Origin of the sequence: Paenibacillus sp. FSL W8-0187, from assembly GCF_037969755.1 — a bacterium.
GTDB lineage: Bacteria > Bacillota > Bacilli > Paenibacillales > Paenibacillaceae > Paenibacillus_AQ.
Genome location: NZ_CP150206.1, coordinates 2,381,140 through 2,398,653 on the forward strand (window position 1 = coordinate 2,381,140; position 17,514 = coordinate 2,398,653).

General features: G+C 52.2%; 15 protein-coding genes. 14 read left to right on the plus strand and 1 reads right to left on the minus strand.

From position 1 onward, the window contains the following. The first annotated feature begins 82 nt into the window (after window positions 1–82). The 5 genes from MKY48_RS10525 (at window position 83) to MKY48_RS10545 (ending at window position 3,627) form a co-directional block, all read left to right on the plus strand. On the plus strand, window positions 83–520 hold the full coding sequence (locus MKY48_RS10525) for a YlbF family regulator (protein ID WP_098743096.1): 438 nt from the start codon (window positions 83–85) through the stop codon (window positions 518–520). Between the two features lie 47 nt (window positions 521–567). Then, window positions 568–831 (plus strand): YlbG family protein, encoded by a 264-nt coding sequence (locus MKY48_RS10530; RefSeq protein WP_076320721.1) that lies wholly within the window; start codon window positions 568–570, stop codon window positions 829–831. 429 nt (window positions 832–1,260) lie between these two features. Beyond that, entirely contained in the window at window positions 1,261–1,698 is a 438-nt protein-coding gene (locus tag MKY48_RS10535; RefSeq protein WP_076320722.1) for a hypothetical protein, read from the plus strand. Between the two features lie 118 nt (window positions 1,699–1,816). After that, window positions 1,817–2,722, plus strand: coding sequence for a selenium metabolism-associated LysR family transcriptional regulator (locus MKY48_RS10540; RefSeq protein ID WP_339272003.1), 906 nt, complete (start codon window positions 1,817–1,819; stop codon window positions 2,720–2,722). A 38-nt stretch (window positions 2,723–2,760) separates the two neighbouring features. Further along, window positions 2,761–3,627, plus strand: a complete 867-nt coding sequence (locus MKY48_RS10545) for a PHP domain-containing protein (RefSeq protein WP_339292881.1) — start codon at window positions 2,761–2,763, stop codon at window positions 3,625–3,627. Window positions 3,628–3,802: 175 nt separating this feature from the next. Here MKY48_RS10545 and MKY48_RS10550 read toward each other — a convergent pair whose 3' ends face one another. Further along, window positions 3,803–5,560 carry an NFACT RNA binding domain-containing protein gene (locus MKY48_RS10550; protein ID WP_339292882.1) on the minus strand — a complete coding sequence of 586 codons (1,758 nt, stop codon included), beginning with the start codon at window positions 5,558–5,560 and terminating at the stop codon, window positions 3,803–3,805. 178 nt (window positions 5,561–5,738) lie between these two features. On the opposite strand from MKY48_RS10550, the gene MKY48_RS10555 reads away from it, so the two are divergent. From MKY48_RS10555 to priA, 9 genes are all read left to right on the plus strand, one after another. Then, window positions 5,739–8,534, plus strand: a complete 2,796-nt coding sequence (locus tag MKY48_RS10555; RefSeq protein WP_339292883.1) for a calcium-translocating P-type ATPase, SERCA-type — start codon at window positions 5,739–5,741, stop codon at window positions 8,532–8,534. A gap of 75 nt (window positions 8,535–8,609) precedes the next feature. Then, window positions 8,610–9,446, plus strand: a complete 837-nt coding sequence (gene dapF, locus MKY48_RS10560) for a diaminopimelate epimerase (RefSeq protein ID WP_339293493.1) — start codon at window positions 8,610–8,612, stop codon at window positions 9,444–9,446. Between the two features lie 181 nt (window positions 9,447–9,627). After that, window positions 9,628–11,499: a bifunctional homocysteine S-methyltransferase/methylenetetrahydrofolate reductase gene (locus MKY48_RS10565; protein ID WP_076320726.1), complete on the plus strand. Its 1,872-nt coding sequence runs from the start codon at window positions 9,628–9,630 to the stop codon at window positions 11,497–11,499. A gap of 38 nt (window positions 11,500–11,537) precedes the next feature. After that, complete coding sequence (locus tag MKY48_RS10570) at window positions 11,538–12,425, plus strand: YicC/YloC family endoribonuclease (RefSeq protein WP_215164014.1); 888 nt, start codon at window positions 11,538–11,540, stop codon at window positions 12,423–12,425. 53 nt (window positions 12,426–12,478) lie between these two features. Continuing rightward, window positions 12,479–12,739, plus strand: coding sequence for a DUF370 domain-containing protein (locus MKY48_RS10575; RefSeq protein ID WP_006209218.1), 261 nt, complete (start codon window positions 12,479–12,481; stop codon window positions 12,737–12,739). Window positions 12,740–12,752: 13 nt separating this feature from the next. Then, entirely contained in the window at window positions 12,753–13,325 is a 573-nt protein-coding gene (gmk, locus tag MKY48_RS10580) for a guanylate kinase (protein WP_076320728.1), read from the plus strand. A gap of 57 nt (window positions 13,326–13,382) precedes the next feature. Next, entirely contained in the window at window positions 13,383–13,583 is a 201-nt protein-coding gene (rpoZ, locus tag MKY48_RS10585) for a DNA-directed RNA polymerase subunit omega (protein WP_100536098.1), read from the plus strand. Between the two features lie 124 nt (window positions 13,584–13,707). Then, window positions 13,708–14,961, plus strand: coding sequence for a bifunctional phosphopantothenoylcysteine decarboxylase/phosphopantothenate--cysteine ligase CoaBC (coaBC, locus tag MKY48_RS10590; RefSeq protein WP_076321307.1), 1,254 nt, complete (start codon window positions 13,708–13,710; stop codon window positions 14,959–14,961). Beyond that, a complete protein-coding gene (gene priA / locus MKY48_RS10595) occupies window positions 14,961–17,489 on the plus strand; it encodes a primosomal protein N' (RefSeq protein WP_339292884.1) in 2,529 nt (842 codons plus the stop codon). The genes coaBC and priA overlap by 1 nt, the downstream gene beginning before the upstream one ends. The last annotated feature ends 25 nt before the right edge of the window (window positions 17,490–17,514 follow it).

Here is a 17,514-nt window from a genome sequence, read left to right on the forward strand (position 1 = left end):
TAAGATACGAGCGTTATGCTATGATGAAAGAGTCCACAAAAATAAAGCGTGGGCCAAACTATTAGAAAAGCGGGATGAGTTCATGAGCGTATCGGAAATAAACACGGTCGATATGGCCGAGGTGCTCACCTATGCCTATGAAATAGGCGACATGATTAATGCTTCCGTCGAAGTGGCGGATTATCTATATTGGAAGCAGGCAGTTGAAGGTGATCCTACGATTCAGGCTTTGATCAGAAAGCTTGATTCCAAGAAAGAGCTATTTGAAGAGACTCAGCGGTTCGGTCACTTTCACCCGAATTACCATTCGGCCAAGGATGAAGTAGCCGCAGTAGAGGCGGAGCTTGAGGCTTACGAGCCTGTAGCCCGGTTTAAGCAGGCGGAGAAGAATCTGGACGATCTGCTGCATTCGATGTCGGAGAAGATTGCTTTTTCGGTTTCGGAGAGCATCAAGGTACCTGGCAACGATCCTCTTCCCAAGAAGGGGTGCGGCAGCGGCGGAGCTTGTTCGTGCGGATAATAAGCATAGACTAGAGATAGAGACGAAAGTGAGGCGAGGAGCTTAGGATGTTGGCTGAACGGACCGGTTTTATTATATGGGTCAGCGATGTAAAGGCAGCAAGAAATTTGGAGAAATACGGCAGCGTGCACTATATATCACGCCGCATGCATTATGTTGTCATGTACGTCAATGCTGACCGCGCCGAGGAAACAATGAAGAACATCCGGAGATTGTCCTACGTTCGTAAGATCGAGCGCTCCTTCCGGAATGAGATCAAGACGGAGTACAGCAGCAAAGGGCCGGATAAAGCGAAGTTTTACGGTCCTTAGCATGATGTGCCTGATCAAGACTCTAACGTTAACGCATAAGTTAGCATAACGAGCGTAAAGCGGCCCCCACGGGGGCCGCTTTTTTTAAGATATTGGAAGGGATAAAATTGGAGCATGGGACTTCCTGATATCGCAAGGGAAATCCACTTTTTTATAAAGTTTTTTTGGATTGATGGCGATAGATTGGCATAAATCGGAATCTTGTTTGATAAATTAGTATAAGTAAGGTACAATTTACATTTTAATCAAGCCATCATTCCAGGCGACGTCAGCGCCTAACGCACAGGATACAACTAGAGATATTTCTAAATTTTCGGTGATTGTTCACAAGAAGCGAGGTTTCAATCTTGTGAATGCCAGTGGAATGATGTAATATGTTGGGTATATATACATAGATACAAAGACCCATTTGGTGGAGAGTGATATTCCATGCGCGACAAAGGGACAGAGCGGTGGAGCACCTATGAGCCGTTTTATATTACGTTAAATGATAAAAAGGTAGCCGACATCATCATTACCAATCATGCGAAGAGCCGTTATACGGACCGGGTTCAGGGTAACGACACCTCCCATGAGGAAATCGGGACTTGGATGTGGGAGTGCCTGAAACAGGACCGGATCGTGCCGTATTACCGCAACGAACAGGATGTCTATTTGATTGACGACGACTTGGTGGTTGTGGCGGAGTTTTCGGAGCTGGAGCATGAACGTGATTTGATTGGCAACCCGCTGCACCGGATGATTATTGTAACTTTTTTGGGACGTATGTCAGAAACCATTGAGCTTCGAGACCTGAAGTCGTATTACTCATGGCTTCGCCATTCACGTCGTATGACACTGATTAAGAATAGCCGGAAACGTAAATAAAGAAATAGCGTCATCATATGGCATGCGAGCGTAAGCGCGGATGTCTTTTTTGTATGCTCCGCTCTGATCCGTTACAATGATAATAACAAAGAGAGGCAGCGAGAGGGGAACCGATGCTATGAACTTTCATCAGCTACATATTTTTTATACGGTAGCAGAGCGTGGGAGTTTTTCCGCTGCTGCCCAGGCGCTTCATATGAGCCAGCCCGCTGTGACGATGCAGGTACAATCGTTGGAGGAATATTTTGGGACAAAGCTCCTCATTCGTTCCACCAAGCGCATGGAATTGTCCGAGGCCGGGAGGACGCTGCTTCCTTTTGCCCGCAAGAGCCTGGAGCTGTCGCAGGAAACGGACGCAGCGATGGCGGCATTCTCAAATAAGCTTCAGGGAAGACTGCAACTGGGGGCTAGCCTGACTATCGGGGAGTACGTGCTGCCTCGATTGCTGGGGCCCTTCGGCAGGGAGTATCCCGATATATCCATCATGCTTAAAGTGATGAACACCACGCAGATTCTCGAGGAAATCGCTGGCCATCAATTGAATTTTGGGCTGATTGAGGCACCTGTCGAGCATCCGGATATGGTCCTGGATTCGGTTATGGAGGATGAACTGAAACTGATCGTTCCTTCCAGCCATCCTTTAGCGACAAGGGAAGATGCGATATATTTGGAGGAGGTGCTGAAGTATCCGTTTGTCCTTCGTGAGAAGGGGTCTGGCACCCGGAAGGTGATGGAGCATGTGCTGCTTATGCGGGGGTACGATCCCGAGAGCATCCGGACGGTAATGGAGCTTGGGAGTACGGGAGCGGTGAAATCGGCGGTAGAGGAAGGACTCGGCATTACGATGCTGTCGACCTCAACGGTCAAGCATGAAACGGCGCTCGGCTTAGTCAAAATGATCGATATTGCGGATGCCTCATTTAAACGGAACTTTTATTCCATTCAGTTGCGGTCAGCGCTGCTGCCGATGTCGGCGATGACGTTTTTGGCCTATTTAAGGGAACGCCAGCGAAACCAGCGATAAAGCACACCCGCACAAACAACGAAAGGGGATTGAATATCATGGATACATCGATGGATCGGACAGGCTGCGACCTTCATTCCCACACTCAGGCTTCGGACGGGATGAACACACCTTCGGAGAACGTGCAGCTTGCCTTCGATCGGGGACTTGGGGCGCTAGCTATAACGGATCATGACACCGTAGCTGGTGTCGAGGAGGCGCTGCAAGCCGGAGAACGGCTGAACATGGCCGTGGTCCCTGGAGTAGAAATCAGCACCATGGCATGCGGGACGGATATTCACGTCCTAGGCTATTACATAGATTACCGGGACCCCGTATTTCTGGAGCGGCTGGCAGAGCTCCGTCGAACGAGGGAGAAGCGTAATGAGAAGATCATGAGCAAGCTAAGAGAGCTTGGCATCGAGCTTACGATGGAGGAAGTCATCGCCAGCTTGGGACGGCCGCTGGAACCCGATGAGAGCATCGGCCGCCCGCATATTGCGGATGCGCTGGTCCTAAAGGGCCATGCTCTCGATCTGAGGGATGCCTTCGACCGTTATCTCGCACAGGGCGCAGCTGCTTATGTGCCGCAGCCGCGGATTCATCCCAAGGAAGCCTGCGAATGGATACGGGAAGCCGGAGGTGTGCCGGTGCTTGCACACCCTGGACTCTACAGCGATGACGCGTTGGTGAGAGCGGTCATTGAAGAGGCTGCATTCAAAGGGATTGAAGTCTATCATTCGGACCATGGGGCAGCGGAGGAGAAACGCTACTTGGCCATGGCCGAAGATTACGGCTTGATTGTGACCGCCGGATCGGATTACCATGGTGAGAGGCAGGGCCAGGTATTCCATGGGGATATCGGAAGCCGCCAGGTATCTATCCAGGTGTTGGACCAACTTCAACAGGCGCAGGCAAGGAGCTGAGAACCCGACAATACTGCCGGTTTCGAGCGGATTAAGTTTGTGCGGCTCCGGCGGATTCGTATAGGAGAATCCTGGCATGAGAATAAGAAAAAACGGGCATCCCGGCTGGTCACACGACCTTTCGGGTTACCCGTTTTTTAGTTAAATTAACGATATATCGATGTCTTAGATTATCTTAATTGCGATTGTTTTTTACCGAACTGGGCATCGCCTTGATCCGCTGCTCGTCCGGCGTGACAAACAGCGTTTTCTGATTGTCATAAATGACAAATCCGGGCTTGGCTCCATTCGGCTTGCGTACATGGCGAATGAGTGTGTAGTTGACGGGAACACTGCTTGATTCTTTCGCCTGACTGTAATAAGCAGCCAGCTGTGCCGCTTCCTGCAGCGTTGCATCCCCGTACTCGCTACTGCGGATAACCACGTGGGAGCCCGGGATATCCTTGGTGTGCAGCCATGTATCGTTAGAGGAAGCGAGACGGTTGGTAACGTACTCGTTTTGTAGGTTGTTTTTGCCTACATAAAGCTCGATGCCTTCGGATGAAGTATAGACATGCAGCGTCGGCTTGTCGTTTTTCTTCTTTTTCTTCGCTTTACGATTGCGGTCTCTTAAGTATCCCTGCTGGATCAGCTCTTCCCGGATTTCATCGATGTCGCTCAAGGAAGCATGCGACAGCTGCTGCAGAAGATTCTCGATATAGTTGATCTCTTCGCGGGTTTTGATTAATTGTTCGTCGATGACCGCGAGGCTGTTCTTGTACTTGTTATATTTTTTGAAATAGCGCTGTGCATTGTCCGACGGAGTCAGGAGCGGATCCAACGGGATGGTGACGGTCGCCTGCTCTTCATCATAGAAGTTAACTAGCTGGGCTTCACGGTCGCCCTTCTTAATCTGATGGAGCGAGGCAAAGAGAAGCTCGCCAAAGATACGATACCGGTCGGCATCCCCGGCTTCTTCCAAGTCCTTATTCAGATTATCCAGCTTCTTGATGTTCTTCGTCCGTTCATTCTGCAGGAATCGGAGGAGGTCGCTTACCTTCTGTTTAACTGTATCCCGCTGCGCCTTATCCCCGTAATAATCCTCCATGCATCGGCTGACCGACTCGTAGGTTGTGGTTTCGTCCACCAGCAAGGTCAGCGGAATGACGGAGAACACCGATTTCCCCTTGGCATTGACGCCTGTAACGGGCGTATATTGATGGTTACGAACTTGTTCCATGAGTTTATCAAAAACGCTCCACAGGCTGCCGCAATCTTTTTCCCCTTCAACCCCGCTAGCACTGCTTTCTCCTGCACGGTGGGCAATTTCCTGTGCCGCGAGCGGACTGAGGCCGCTGAACGCGCTGACCAACCATGGAACGGCCTGCTCCTCGTTCATCAGACAAGATTCCCGGAAGGCTTCCTGCAAGGTTTCGAGCGGATTCAGCTTGTGCTGCTCCGGCGGATTCGTATAGGCGAATCCCGGCATGACCACGCGATAGCTGCTGATGGCGGGTGTCACATGGTTGATGCCGTCCAGAATGGTGTCGCTTGCTGGGTCGAGCAGAATGATGTTACTGTGTCTGCCCATCAGTTCGACGATGATTTTCTTGGAGGAGATATCCCCAAGTTCGTCGCGCTGCCGGATCGTAATATGGATAATTCGTTCCATACCGACCTGCTGGATGTCCTCGATGATGCCGCTCTCGCAATGCTTGCGCAGAATCATGCAAAACATAGGGGCTTCGGCCGGATTCAGAAAGGTCTCCTGTGTCAGATGAACCCTGGGATACGTGGGGTTTGCGGATAGCAGCAGCTTGGCGTTTCCCTGCTGGGTGCGTATATGAAACACGATGTCCCGATCGTTCGGTTGATATATTTTATTGATCCGTGCGCCCCGGCATGATTGAAGCTCATGCACGATCGCACGTGTGACAATGCCGTCTAATGCCATCCTTCATTCTCCTATCTGTCTGTTACCCTTCCTATCGTACTTCTCTATGATGCCATATTTCCCTTAAAAACTTAAGGCCCCTTCTGTGATAATTCAGGACCTGTCCGAATACATTTACGTAGAAAGGGTGGAAAAGCTGTCATCCGCCGGAGGAAAACAACCGGGAGGGAAAGGAAGCATGGAACAAAAGCAATGGCATCAAATGGATACGGATGAATTGCAGCAAGCGCTGCATATGCATCCAGAGCAGGGCCTCACGGAAGAGGAAACCGGGGAGAGACGAAAAAAAAGCGGCTATAATGAGCTCTCCGAGGGCGTTAAAATTTCTCCATTTGTTCTGTTTCTGAATCAATTTAAGGATTTCATGACGTTGGTGCTCCTTGGAGCCACTCTGGTATCGGGTCTGCTGGGTGAGTATCTGGATGCCGTAACGATTGTAGCCATCATCCTGATCAACGGGATTCTTGGTTTCGTTCAGGAATTCAAGGCGGAACGCTCGCTTCGGGCCTTGAAGCAGCTGTCCGCACCAATGTCCAGGGTCATTCGGGACGGTAAAGTGGTACAGGTTGCGGCCAGAGAACTCGTCCCTGGCGATGTCGTGCTCGTCGAGAGCGGAGACCGCATTCCGGCCGATGTTCGCTGGCTTGAGATCAACAGCTGCAGCGTCGAGGAATCGGCCTTGACCGGCGAATCCCTGCCGGTGAACAAACATGCCGAGCCGATCCGCGATGCGGATGTTCCCCTGGGTGACCGGAAGAACATCGGGTTCATGGGCACGATGGTGGTCCGCGGTACGGCGAAGGGTGTTGTCATCCGAACCGGAATGGATACGGAGATGGGCAAAATCGCCGATTTGATCCAGAACACGGAATCCCAGGAGACGCCGCTGCAGCATCGACTGGAGCAGCTGGGCAAAATCCTGATCGCCGTTTCACTGGGGCTTACGATTCTGGTCGTCGTAGCAGGCATTCTGCATGGACAGCCTGCCGCAGGCATGTTCCTTGCAGGAGTCAGTCTTGCGGTTGCGGCCATCCCTGAAGGGCTTCCGGCCATCGTCACGATTGCGCTCGCCCTCGGCGTGCAGCGCATGATTAAGCGCAAAGCGATTGTACGCAAGCTGCCATCCGTGGAAACGCTGGGCTGTGCATCCGTAATCTGTTCGGACAAAACCGGGACGCTCACGCAGAATAAAATGACCGTAACCCAAGTTTGGCTGGGAGGGCGCTCATTGGAAGTGACCGGGCATGGTTATGACCCGACGGGTCAGATCCTTCATAGAGGCAAACCGGTCGAGCTGCGGTCCGACCAGGGCCTGCGCAGATTATTGCAAATCAGCGGTCTGTGCAACAATGCCGAAATCTATGAGAACGTGCAGGAAGAAACGCGGAACAAGCGGAAGAGCAAGGAAGAGCCGACAGCTGCTGCCTGGGAATTAAAAGGGGACCCGACCGAAGGGGCGCTGTTGACGCTATCGTCCAAAATGGGATTGACAAAGGGAAGCCTGAACTCCATCTACCAGAGAGACAAAGAGTTTCCGTTTGATTCGGAGCGAAAGCTGATGTCCGTCATTGTCAGCCATCAGGGCGGACGCTTGCTCTGCACGAAAGGCGCGCCGGATGTGCTGCTAGATGCATGTGCTTATATTATGTGGGACGGAAACGTTGTTCCGCTTACCGCTACGCTCCGTCAGAAGGTGTTTGCCGCCAATGAAGGTATGGCCTCCGAGGCGCTGCGCGTGCTTGGTTTGGCTTATCGGGATTTGCGTTCTTATGACAAGCCGGAAACGGAGCAAGAGGCCGAGAGCCAGCTTATCTTTGTCGGGCTGGCCGGGATGATCGATCCGCCGCGCCGTGAAGTGCGCGATGCGATTGCGACATGCCGCCGCGCGGGCATCAAGACCGTCATGATTACGGGCGACCACCGGACGACGGCGGAAGCGATCGCCGCCCAGCTTGGCATCCTGCCAAGGAACGGCCTGTCGTTATCAGGCCAGGAGTTATCCGGGATGGATGACAAAGAGCTGGATGCGAGGGTGGATCAGACCTTTGTTTACGCCCGCGTATCCCCTGAGCATAAGCTCCGCATCGTAAAGTCGCTTCAACGTAAGGGGCATGTGGTTGCCATGACGGGAGACGGCGTGAACGATGCTCCGGCCATCAAAGCGGCGGATATCGGAATTGCCATGGGGATTACCGGGACAGACGTAACGAAGGAAGCGTCTTCGCTTGTGCTCAGTGATGATAATTTCTCCACAATTGTTTCAGCGATTGAGGAGGGGCGCAGCATCTATGAAAATATTCGCAAATTTATCCGCTATTTGCTGGCTTCTAATGTCGGCGAAATTCTGACGATGTTTTTCGCGATGATGATGGGTCTGCCGCTTCCGCTCGTTCCGATCCAGATTCTGTGGGTCAACCTCGTGACCGACGGACTGCCGGCTATGGCGCTTGGGGTGGATCAGCCGGAGAAGGATCTGATGGAGCACAAGCCGCGCGGAGCCAAGGAAAATATTTTTGCCAGACGTCTGGGTTGGAAAATCATCAGCCGCGGCATATTGATCGGCCTGTGTACACTTGGCGCATTTTGGATTACGCTGCGCATCGCGCCGAATGATCCGGGTCAGTTGGCCAAGGCACAATCCGTTGCCTTTGCGACACTCGTCATGGCCCAACTGATCCATGTGTTTGACTGCCGCAGCTCGCGTTCGATTTTCCATCGCAATCCGCTTCAGAACAAAGCGCTGGTGCTTGCTGTGCTGTCCTCGGTATTGCTGATGCTTGGCGTCATGTACATCGAGGCGTTTCAGCCGATCTTTAAGACCGTTCCATTGAATTTGAAGGAATGGGCACTGACACTCGTGGCCGCCGGCATTCCTACCTTCCTGATGGGAGCGGGAAGCGTGTGGGGAGGCAGACGAAACCGCAACCGGAACCGCCGCAGCATGATGACGAAGAGTGCAAATATTTCGGCATAAATTGAATGGATAGCCCATCACCTCTGCGATATGCTAAGCACGAGCATAGCAATTGCAGAGGAGATGGGTTTTATGATGGAATTTACGAAAATGCATGGACTTGGCAACGACTTCGTTGTCGTATACGGCGAGCAAGAACTTCCATCCCATGCATCCGAATGGGCCGTGAAGCTGTGCAATCGCTTTTTCGGCATCGGTGCAGACGGACTTGTATATATTTTGCCTTCCACAAAGGCTAACTTTATGATGCGCATCATGAACTCAGATGGTTCCGAAGCGGAACAATGCGGCAACGCCATTCGTTGTGTAGCGAAGTATGTGTATGATCACGGCCATATTGACCGAGAGGAGATTACCATTGAAACCATCGGCGCCGGGGTACAGCAAGTACGCCTTACGGTGCAGGATGGTCAAGTGAGCAGCGTGCGGGTCGATATGGGTGAACCGGTCCTGAATGGACTGAGCGTGCCTACATTGATCGATCTCCATCCGGTGGTGAATCATCCAATTGAAGTGGACGGCCAGGATTTCCGCTTCACCGCGGTGTCCATGGGCAATCCGCACTGCGTCATTTATGTGGACGATGCCATTAACTTCGATCTCGGTGAATGGGGACCCAAGCTTGAGGGACATCCGCTGTTCCCGAGAAAGATTAACGTGGAGTTTGCGACGGTGAATTCACGGGGCCAAGTGGACATGCGGGTATGGGAGCGTGGTGCAGGACCGACCTTGGCCTGCGGCACCGGCGCCTGCGCAACTTTGGTATCCTCGGTACTGAACGGATTGACAGACCACAGCGCAACGATCTCTCTTAAAGGCGGGGACTTGTTTATCGAGTGGGATGAGTCCGACAATCATGTGTACATGACAGGGCCAGCCGAGGTCGTGTACACAGGCACGGTTGCCTTGTAGAGCATTCGCCAGCCGTTACAATCCTGCCCGCAAAAGTGAAAAACAGTATGATCTAAAGTTTGTCCATTAGGGGTGGACACGTTAGGGAGGCCTTCTGAAGGCTTCCCTTTTGTCTCTTTATCTTTTGAGAGGTTTTATGATACATTAGTTGAAAATAAACGTCGGGTGGAGGAGAAACGCGATGAAACCGAATCTTCGGCAGGCATGGGAGAATCAGGTACTGGTCGGTGACGGCGCGATGGGTACTTATTTATATCAAAAAGGATTTCCTGTAGGCATATCATATGAAGAACTGAATTTAACCTCCCCGGAGGTCATCGGAAACGTTCATCGCCAGTATGCTGAGGCTGGTGCCCAGGTCATTGAGACGAACACGTTCTCTGCCAATTATGACAAGCTGTCCAAATACGGTTTGGAGGCGAAGGTAGGAGAGATTAACCGCGCAGGCGTGAGAATTGCGCGTGAAGCTGCCGGCGATCACGGATATGTAGTGGGTGCGGTAGGCTCCATTCGTGCAGGCAAAAGAAGCAACATTTCCACGAGCGAGCTCAAGCGTTACTTCGAAGAGCAGCTGTCGGTACTCATATCGGAAGGCGTTGACGGCATTCTGCTCGAAACGTTTTATGACGTGGACGAGATTCAATTGGCTTTGGCGCAGGCTCGGATGCTTAGCGATCTGCCGGTGATCTGCCAGTTTGCGGTAGAGGATATTGCCCGTACACTGGACGGCTTCACGATGCCGGATGCTTACCGCATCCTGAGTCAAGAAGGTGCGGACGTGATCGGCTTTAACTGCCGGACGGGTCCAAACGGTATCATGCGCGCACTTGAAACCCTGAACGGCATTATGAATCTTCCGGCTTCGGTCTACCCAAATGCGGGGATCGCTGATTATGTGGATGGGGAATACCTTTATGGTGCGAGTCCTGAGTATTTCGGCAAGACGGCTTTGGAGTTTGCGAAACGTGGTGCCCGGATTGTCGGCGGCTGCTGCGGAACGACACCGGAGCATATCGCCGAAATATCATCGGCGTTGTCCGATTACGTACCCGCGCCGCTTCCTGCCGTCGATGAGGCTGAAGTCAACCGGATCGTGATTCACGAGACAGCCCAAGAGCAATTTTACGAGCGCATCGGGGAGCCGACGATTGTCGATATCGTGAAGGAACGTCATACCGTTATCGTCGAGCTGGACCCTCCAAGGGATCTGGATATCACCAAGTTCATGAAGGGTGCGGAAGCTTTGAAAAAAGCGGGAGCCGATGCGCTGACCCTTGCAGATAACTCGCTGGCCGTAACCCGTATGAGCAACATGGCGCTCGGCCATCTAGTACAAGCACGCACGGGACTGCGGCCGCTGATCCACATCGCTTGCCGTGACCGAAACCTGATCGGCACGCAGTCGCACATGATGGGCTTTGATGCGCTTGGCATCGACCATGTGCTTGCGGTGACGGGGGATCCGGCACGCTTCGGGGATTTGCCGGATTCCAGCTCGGTGTACGACATGACCTCATTTGAAATCATCCGCATGATCAAACAGCTGAACGACGGCATTGCTTTTTCCGGAAAGCCGCTTAAGCAGAAGGCCAAATTCGTTGTCGGCGCAGCGTTCAATCCCAATGTAAGGCATCTGGACAAAGCGGTTGCCCGCTTGGAGAAGAAGATTGCGTCGGGTGCGGATTATGTGATGACACAGCCTGTGTACGATCCCGAGTTAATGGTTAGGCTGAGGGAAGCGACGGCACATCTGGATATTCCGATCTTTATCGGCATCATGCCGCTGGCAAGCGGACGGAACGCGGAATACCTGCATAATGAGGTACCGGGCATTCAACTGTCGGACGAAGTCCGCAGCCGCATGGCCGGGCTTGAAGGTGAAGCGGGCCGGGCGATGGGTGTCAAGATTGGCAAGGAGCTGCTGGATGTTGCAACAGAGCATTTTAACGGCATATACTTAATGACGCCGTTTATGTTCTATGAAATGAGCGTACAATTAATGGAGTATGTCTGGGAGAAATCGGGCCGTCGATTGACCCCCTTGTTTCATTAATAATTATCAATTACAATAGTGTAATGGATGTGATTCCGATGTCATTGAGCATGACCGGATATGGGCAATCCGTTGTCGATTTTCAAGGTTACAGTATCTCTTTCGAAGTGAAGTCAGTCAATCATCGGTATTGTGAAATCGTCTTTCGTATGCCCCGTGAGTGGGCTTGCTTCGAGGATTCACTTCGACGGGCGGTACAGAGCCGAATTGGACGCGGGCGGATTGATGTTTATATTAACAAGGAAAACAACGGCGAGTCCCAGGGTGCTGTGCTGAACCACGCCATGGTTCAGGCGTATTTACAGGCAGCCGAGGATTTGAAGTCATATGGAATCAAGGGAGATCTGGCGGTGCGGGATATTTTGTCGCTGCCAGATGTTCTTGTTAGTCCGAGCGGACTTCCCATGGATGAAGCGCAGCAGAAGTTATGGAATGATGCGCTTCTTCAAGGTCTTGAACAAGCGCTGGAGGGTCTGATTCAGATGCGCAGCAGGGAAGGTTCTTTTCTCGTGAAGGATATCGGGCAGAGGTTAGACCGATTGCAGCTGCTTCACCGAGAGATGACCGAACTTGCTCCTGAAGTTCCGGAAGAGTACCGGAAGCGTCTGCGGCAGCGCATAGAATCTCTTGATGACGGGTCGCTTGCTGTTGATGAACATATATTCGGAATGGAAGTTGCCCTGTTTGCTGAACGTTCTAATGTGGACGAGGAGTTGATTCGACTTCACAGTCATTTGGAACAATGCAGAGAGCTGCTTCATCAGAAAAGCCCTGTAGGCCGTAAACTGGATTTTCTGATTCAAGAAATGAACAGAGAAGTCAATACGATTGGATCGAAAGCCAATCATCTGACTCTGGTAAACCGTGTTGTCGAAATGAAAGCGGAACTGGAGAAGATTCGTGAACAAGCCGCTAATGTGGAATGACCGCAGCTTCATCGGCAAGTAAGAGTCAAATGTATAGGGGGAGCAACCGCACAATGGCAATCAAACTTATTAATATTGGCTTCGGAAACATCGTATCGGCCAATCGGATCATCTCAATCGTGAGTCCTGAATCGGCTCCGATCAAGAGGATCATTCAAGAAGCACGGGACCGTCATATGCTGATTGATGCTACATATGGCCGAAGGACACGGGCTGTTATCATTACGGATAGCGACCACGTGATTTTATCGGCTGTGCAGCCAGAAACGGTGGCTCACCGTCTGTCCAGCAAAGATGACGACAACGACGAATAAGATGAGGAGTACTATGTCTAGAGGATTATTGATTGTATTGTCCGGTCCTTCCGGGGTGGGAAAAGGAACCGTCTGTACGGCACTTCGCAGCCTGGTTCCAGAACTGGTGTATTCGGTGTCGGCTACGACACGTTCACCGCGGCTCGGCGAGGTACATGGTGTGAACTATTTTTTCAAAAGCCGGGAACAATTCATGGATATGATTGAGAACGACCAGCTTCTCGAATATGCGGAATACGTCGGGAACTATTATGGAACCCCGCGTGATTTTGTGGAAGAAACTTTAGCCTCCGGCAAGGATATTATACTGGAGATCGAAGTGCAGGGTGCGCTGAAGGTCAAGGAGAAGTTTCCAGAAGGTATCTTTGTGTTTCTGATGCCGCCGTCGCTGGATGAACTGAAAGATCGGATCCAGGGCCGGGGAACAGAGAGTCAAGCTACCATCGACCACCGCATGTCCGTAGCGGTTGACGAAATCAATTTACTGCAGCATTATGATTATGCGGTAGTGAACGATGAAATCAATCTCGCTTGTGAGAGAATACAATCTATCATTATTGCCGAACATTGTAAGGTGAGAAAGTAACCTGTCTATTCATAGACGGTGTTAACTTTCAAGTAAAAGAAGAAGAGGTGCTTCGCCATGTTATATCCATCCATTGATGAAATGATGAATAAGGTAGACAGTAAATATTCTCTTGTGGTTGCGGCTTCCCGCCGTGCACGCCAGTTGCGTGAAGGCGGAGTCAGCGAGTTGAAGAATCCGAAATCCCATAAGTTTGTCGGTGTCGCTCTGGAAGAAATCTATGGCGATTACGTGAAAATCGAGAAGGGACAGGACTAAGACTTTTTCTTCAATATTTGAATAACATGCGTTAGCGCGCGAAAATGTGACAACCGAAAGGTTGTTATTTTTTTGAGAAGATATGAGAATGTAGCCTTTATACAATGGAAAGCGGGGGATTGTCATGTTGAACGGAAAAGTCATTGTGCTTGGCGTTACAGGTGGCATTGCCGCGTATAAAGCAGCGACTTTATGCAGCAGGCTTGTCCAGAGGGGAGCGGATGTGCATGTCATTATGACGGAATCCGCGAAGCAGTTCATTCCGGAATTAACGCTTCAAACGCTGACTAAAAACCCGGTTTATAGCGATACCTTTGATGAACGGGACCCATCGGTCGTCTCGCATATCCATTTGGCTGATTTGGCCGATCTGGTATTGATCGCTCCGGCCACAGCCAATGTCATCGGCAAGATGGCACATGGCCTGGCGGATGACATGCTGACCACAACGCTGCTCGCGACCACGGCTCCTGTCATGATCTCGCCGGCAATGAACGTGCATATGTACACACACCCGGCCGTCATGGCGAATATGGAGACGCTGGTCTCCCGCGGGGTATCCATGATTGAACCCGGAGAAGGGCTTCTGGCTTGCGGATATGTCGGTAAGGGACGGATGGAAGAGCCCGATACGATAGTTGACGTGGTTGACCGGTTTTTCCGAGATCGTGCCGCACAACCTGTGGCGTTGAATGAGGAAATGGCGAGCAGCTCGACAGGCATATTGCATGGTAAAAAGGTAGTTGTCACGGCCGGCGGCACGATCGAACGCATTGATCCGGTCCGATATATAACGAATGATTCTTCCGGAAAAATGGGGTTTGCGATCGCGAAAGTGGCCAAGCAGCTGGGAGCGGATGTTCACCTCATTGCCGCTCATACCGATGAAGTCCCGCCAGAGGGAATCAAGACGGAAAAGGTGGAATCGGCTCAAGATATGTACGATGCGGTGCAACGTGTGTTCGATCATAGCGATATCGTGGTCAAGGCAGCAGCGGTTGCCGATTATCGCCCTGCTGAGGTAGCGACATCAAAGATCAAAAAGCGCGGGGAGACGATGACGCTGGACCTTGTCAAGACAACGGACATTCTGGAGAGCCTGGGACGCCAAAAAACCACCCAGTTCTTAATCGGATTTGCTGCTGAGACCGATACGGTGGAGCAGTTTGCCAGAGAAAAGCTGAAACGCAAAAATTGCGATCTGATCGTTGCTAACGATGTTACACAGGAAGGAGCAGGCTTCCGCACGGATACGAACAGCGTTCATATCTTTGATGCAGAAGGGCTGGTCCTGCAGCTTCCCGTGATGTCCAAGGAGGAAGTGGCCCAGAGGCTGTTAACGCTGGCGGCTGATCGGTTGTCCGGGAGGTCATCCTGATGGAAATGGCACGAGTGATTGTGGACGTGCCGTCCAAGGATACGGACCGGCCTTTTGATTATTTAATCCCTGAGGAGCTCCGCCCATGGGTCGAGGTAGGCAGCCGGGTCGGCGTGCCGTTCGGGCATCGTACGCTTCAGGGGTTCGTGGTCTCTCTGCATCCCCGGCCCGAGATGGATACGGCGAAAATGAAGCCGATTCAGGAAGTGCTCGATGTGATGCCGCCGCTTTCGCCTGAACTGATTGAGCTTGGAGAATGGATGAAGGAGCGGTATGCATGCCGCTATATATCGGTTCTGCAGTCGATGCTGCCAACGGCGCTGAAAGGGAAGGCTGAGCGGTACATTTCCATTGGCGATTCAGACACGTCTCCGACGGATGAAACCGACGGATTATTTGCGCTCCTGCCCGAGAGTGAGTCAAAACAGGAGATCATCCGCTTTGTCAGTCAGAGAGGCGAGGTTTCGCTCCAGCAGTTAACGCGGGCATTTCCGGATGGGGCTGCCACCATCAAAGCACTGATCGGCCGTGGACGGCTGAGTGAATATCAACAAATCAAGGATAAACTGCAGAAAAAAACGGTGAAAGCGGTAGAGCTTGCCGTATCGAGCGAGGAAGCGCATCTGGCGCTTGCCTCATTTCCGGCCAAGGCCCAGCGCCAGAAGGAAGTGCTCCAGTATATATTGGAAATGGAAGCATTTCTGCCAATATCGCAGAAGGATCTGCTACAGGCGCTGGGCGTCACCGCAGGCACCGTGAAGGCGCTGGCGGACAAAGGGCTGATTACCCTTGAGGATATCGAAGTGTTCCGTGACCCCTATCGGGGGCGGCATTTTACGCCTAGCACCCCATTAGCGCTCACACCGGAGCAGCAAGCGGTGTACCGCAGCATCGTGCACAAGCTGGATGAACGCAAGCATGGCGTGTTTCTTCTCCACGGGGTAACAGGCAGCGGCAAGACCGAGATCTACCTGCAGACGATTCAGCGATGCCTCGAACAGGAGCGCCAGGCGATTGTGCTGGTGCCTGAAATATCGCTGACACCCCAAATGGTGGAACGATTCAAAGCCCGTTTTGGCGATCGCGTAGCTGTCATGCACAGCCGGCTTTCAGATGGGGAGCGTTACGATGAATGGCGGAAAATAAGGGAAGGCCGGGCGTCCGTTGTCGTGGGCGCACGATCGGCAGTGTTTGCGCCGTTTGACCGTCTGGGCTTGATCATTATGGATGAAGAGCATGAAGGTTCCTATAAGCAGGAAGAGACGCCGAAGTACCATGCCAGGGATGTTGCGATTCACCGTGCCCAATTGACCGGTGCAGCCGTCATTTTGGGTTCGGCAACGCCTTCGCTGGAGAGTTACCATGCGGCGAGATCGCAAGCTCAGGATGATTTTGCGCCTCATCTGCTGGAGATGCCGAGCCGTGCGCTGGGCAACAAGCTGCCTGAGGTCCAGGTCGTGGATATGCGAGAGGAGCTGCGAGAAGGAAATCGCTCGATGTTTAGCCGCTCCCTGCATGCCGCAATTTCGGCAAGGCTGGAACGCGGGGAACAGACGGTACTGCTGCTGAATCGGCGGGGCTACTCCACGTTTGTCATGTGCCGGAGCTGCGGATATGTGGCAGGCTGTCCGGAATGCGACATATCGCTAACCTATCATCAGAAATCGAATAATTTGCGCTGCCATTATTGCGGTTATGCCGCACAAGCGCCGGAGGTTTGCCCGGATTGCGGAAGTGAACATATACGCTATTTCGGTACGGGAACGCAGCGTGTCGAGGAAGAATTGGCCAAGCTGTTTCCCGGCATTCGCGTCATTCGGATGGACGTTGATACCACGACCGAGAAGGGTTCCCATGAGAAGCTGCTGAAGCAGTTTCGGGATAAAAAAGGGGACGTGCTGCTAGGTACCCAGATGGTCGCCAAAGGCCTGGATTTCCCCGATGTCACCTTGGTCGGCGTCATTACAGCCGATTCGGCGCTGAACCTGCCCGATTTCCGGGCGGCCGAGAAGACGTTTCAACTGCTGACGCAGGTTGCCGGAAGAGCAGGACGCCATCATCTGCCGGGTGAAGTGGTTATCCAATCCTATACACCCGAGCATTATTCGATTATTCATGCAAGCAGCCATGATTATTTATCCTTTGTCAAGGACGAGCTGAAGCACCGCAAAGCGCTCCATTATCCGCCGTATTGCAGGCTGATCCTGGTGACGCTGTCGCATGAACAGCTGCCGCTGCTGGTAAGAATGGCGGAGAATTTTGCCGCGACCATCAAAAGCGAATCCGACCGCCGGGGATGGTTTGGGAGTCTGGACCGATTCGACGCTAGCGCGCTCGATATATTGGGCCCGGTAGCCTCCCCTATTCCGCGGTTGAAAAATAGATACAGATTTCAATGTATGATAAAATGGCGGGGAACGATGGATGCTGTCTCGCTGGTACGTTCGGTTGCCGAGAAGCTTCAGGATTCGGCGCGGGACAGCAAGCTCCAGATCAGTATTGACGTAGATCCGCAAATGTTAATGTAATTCAGCATATAATGATGAAAAGCAC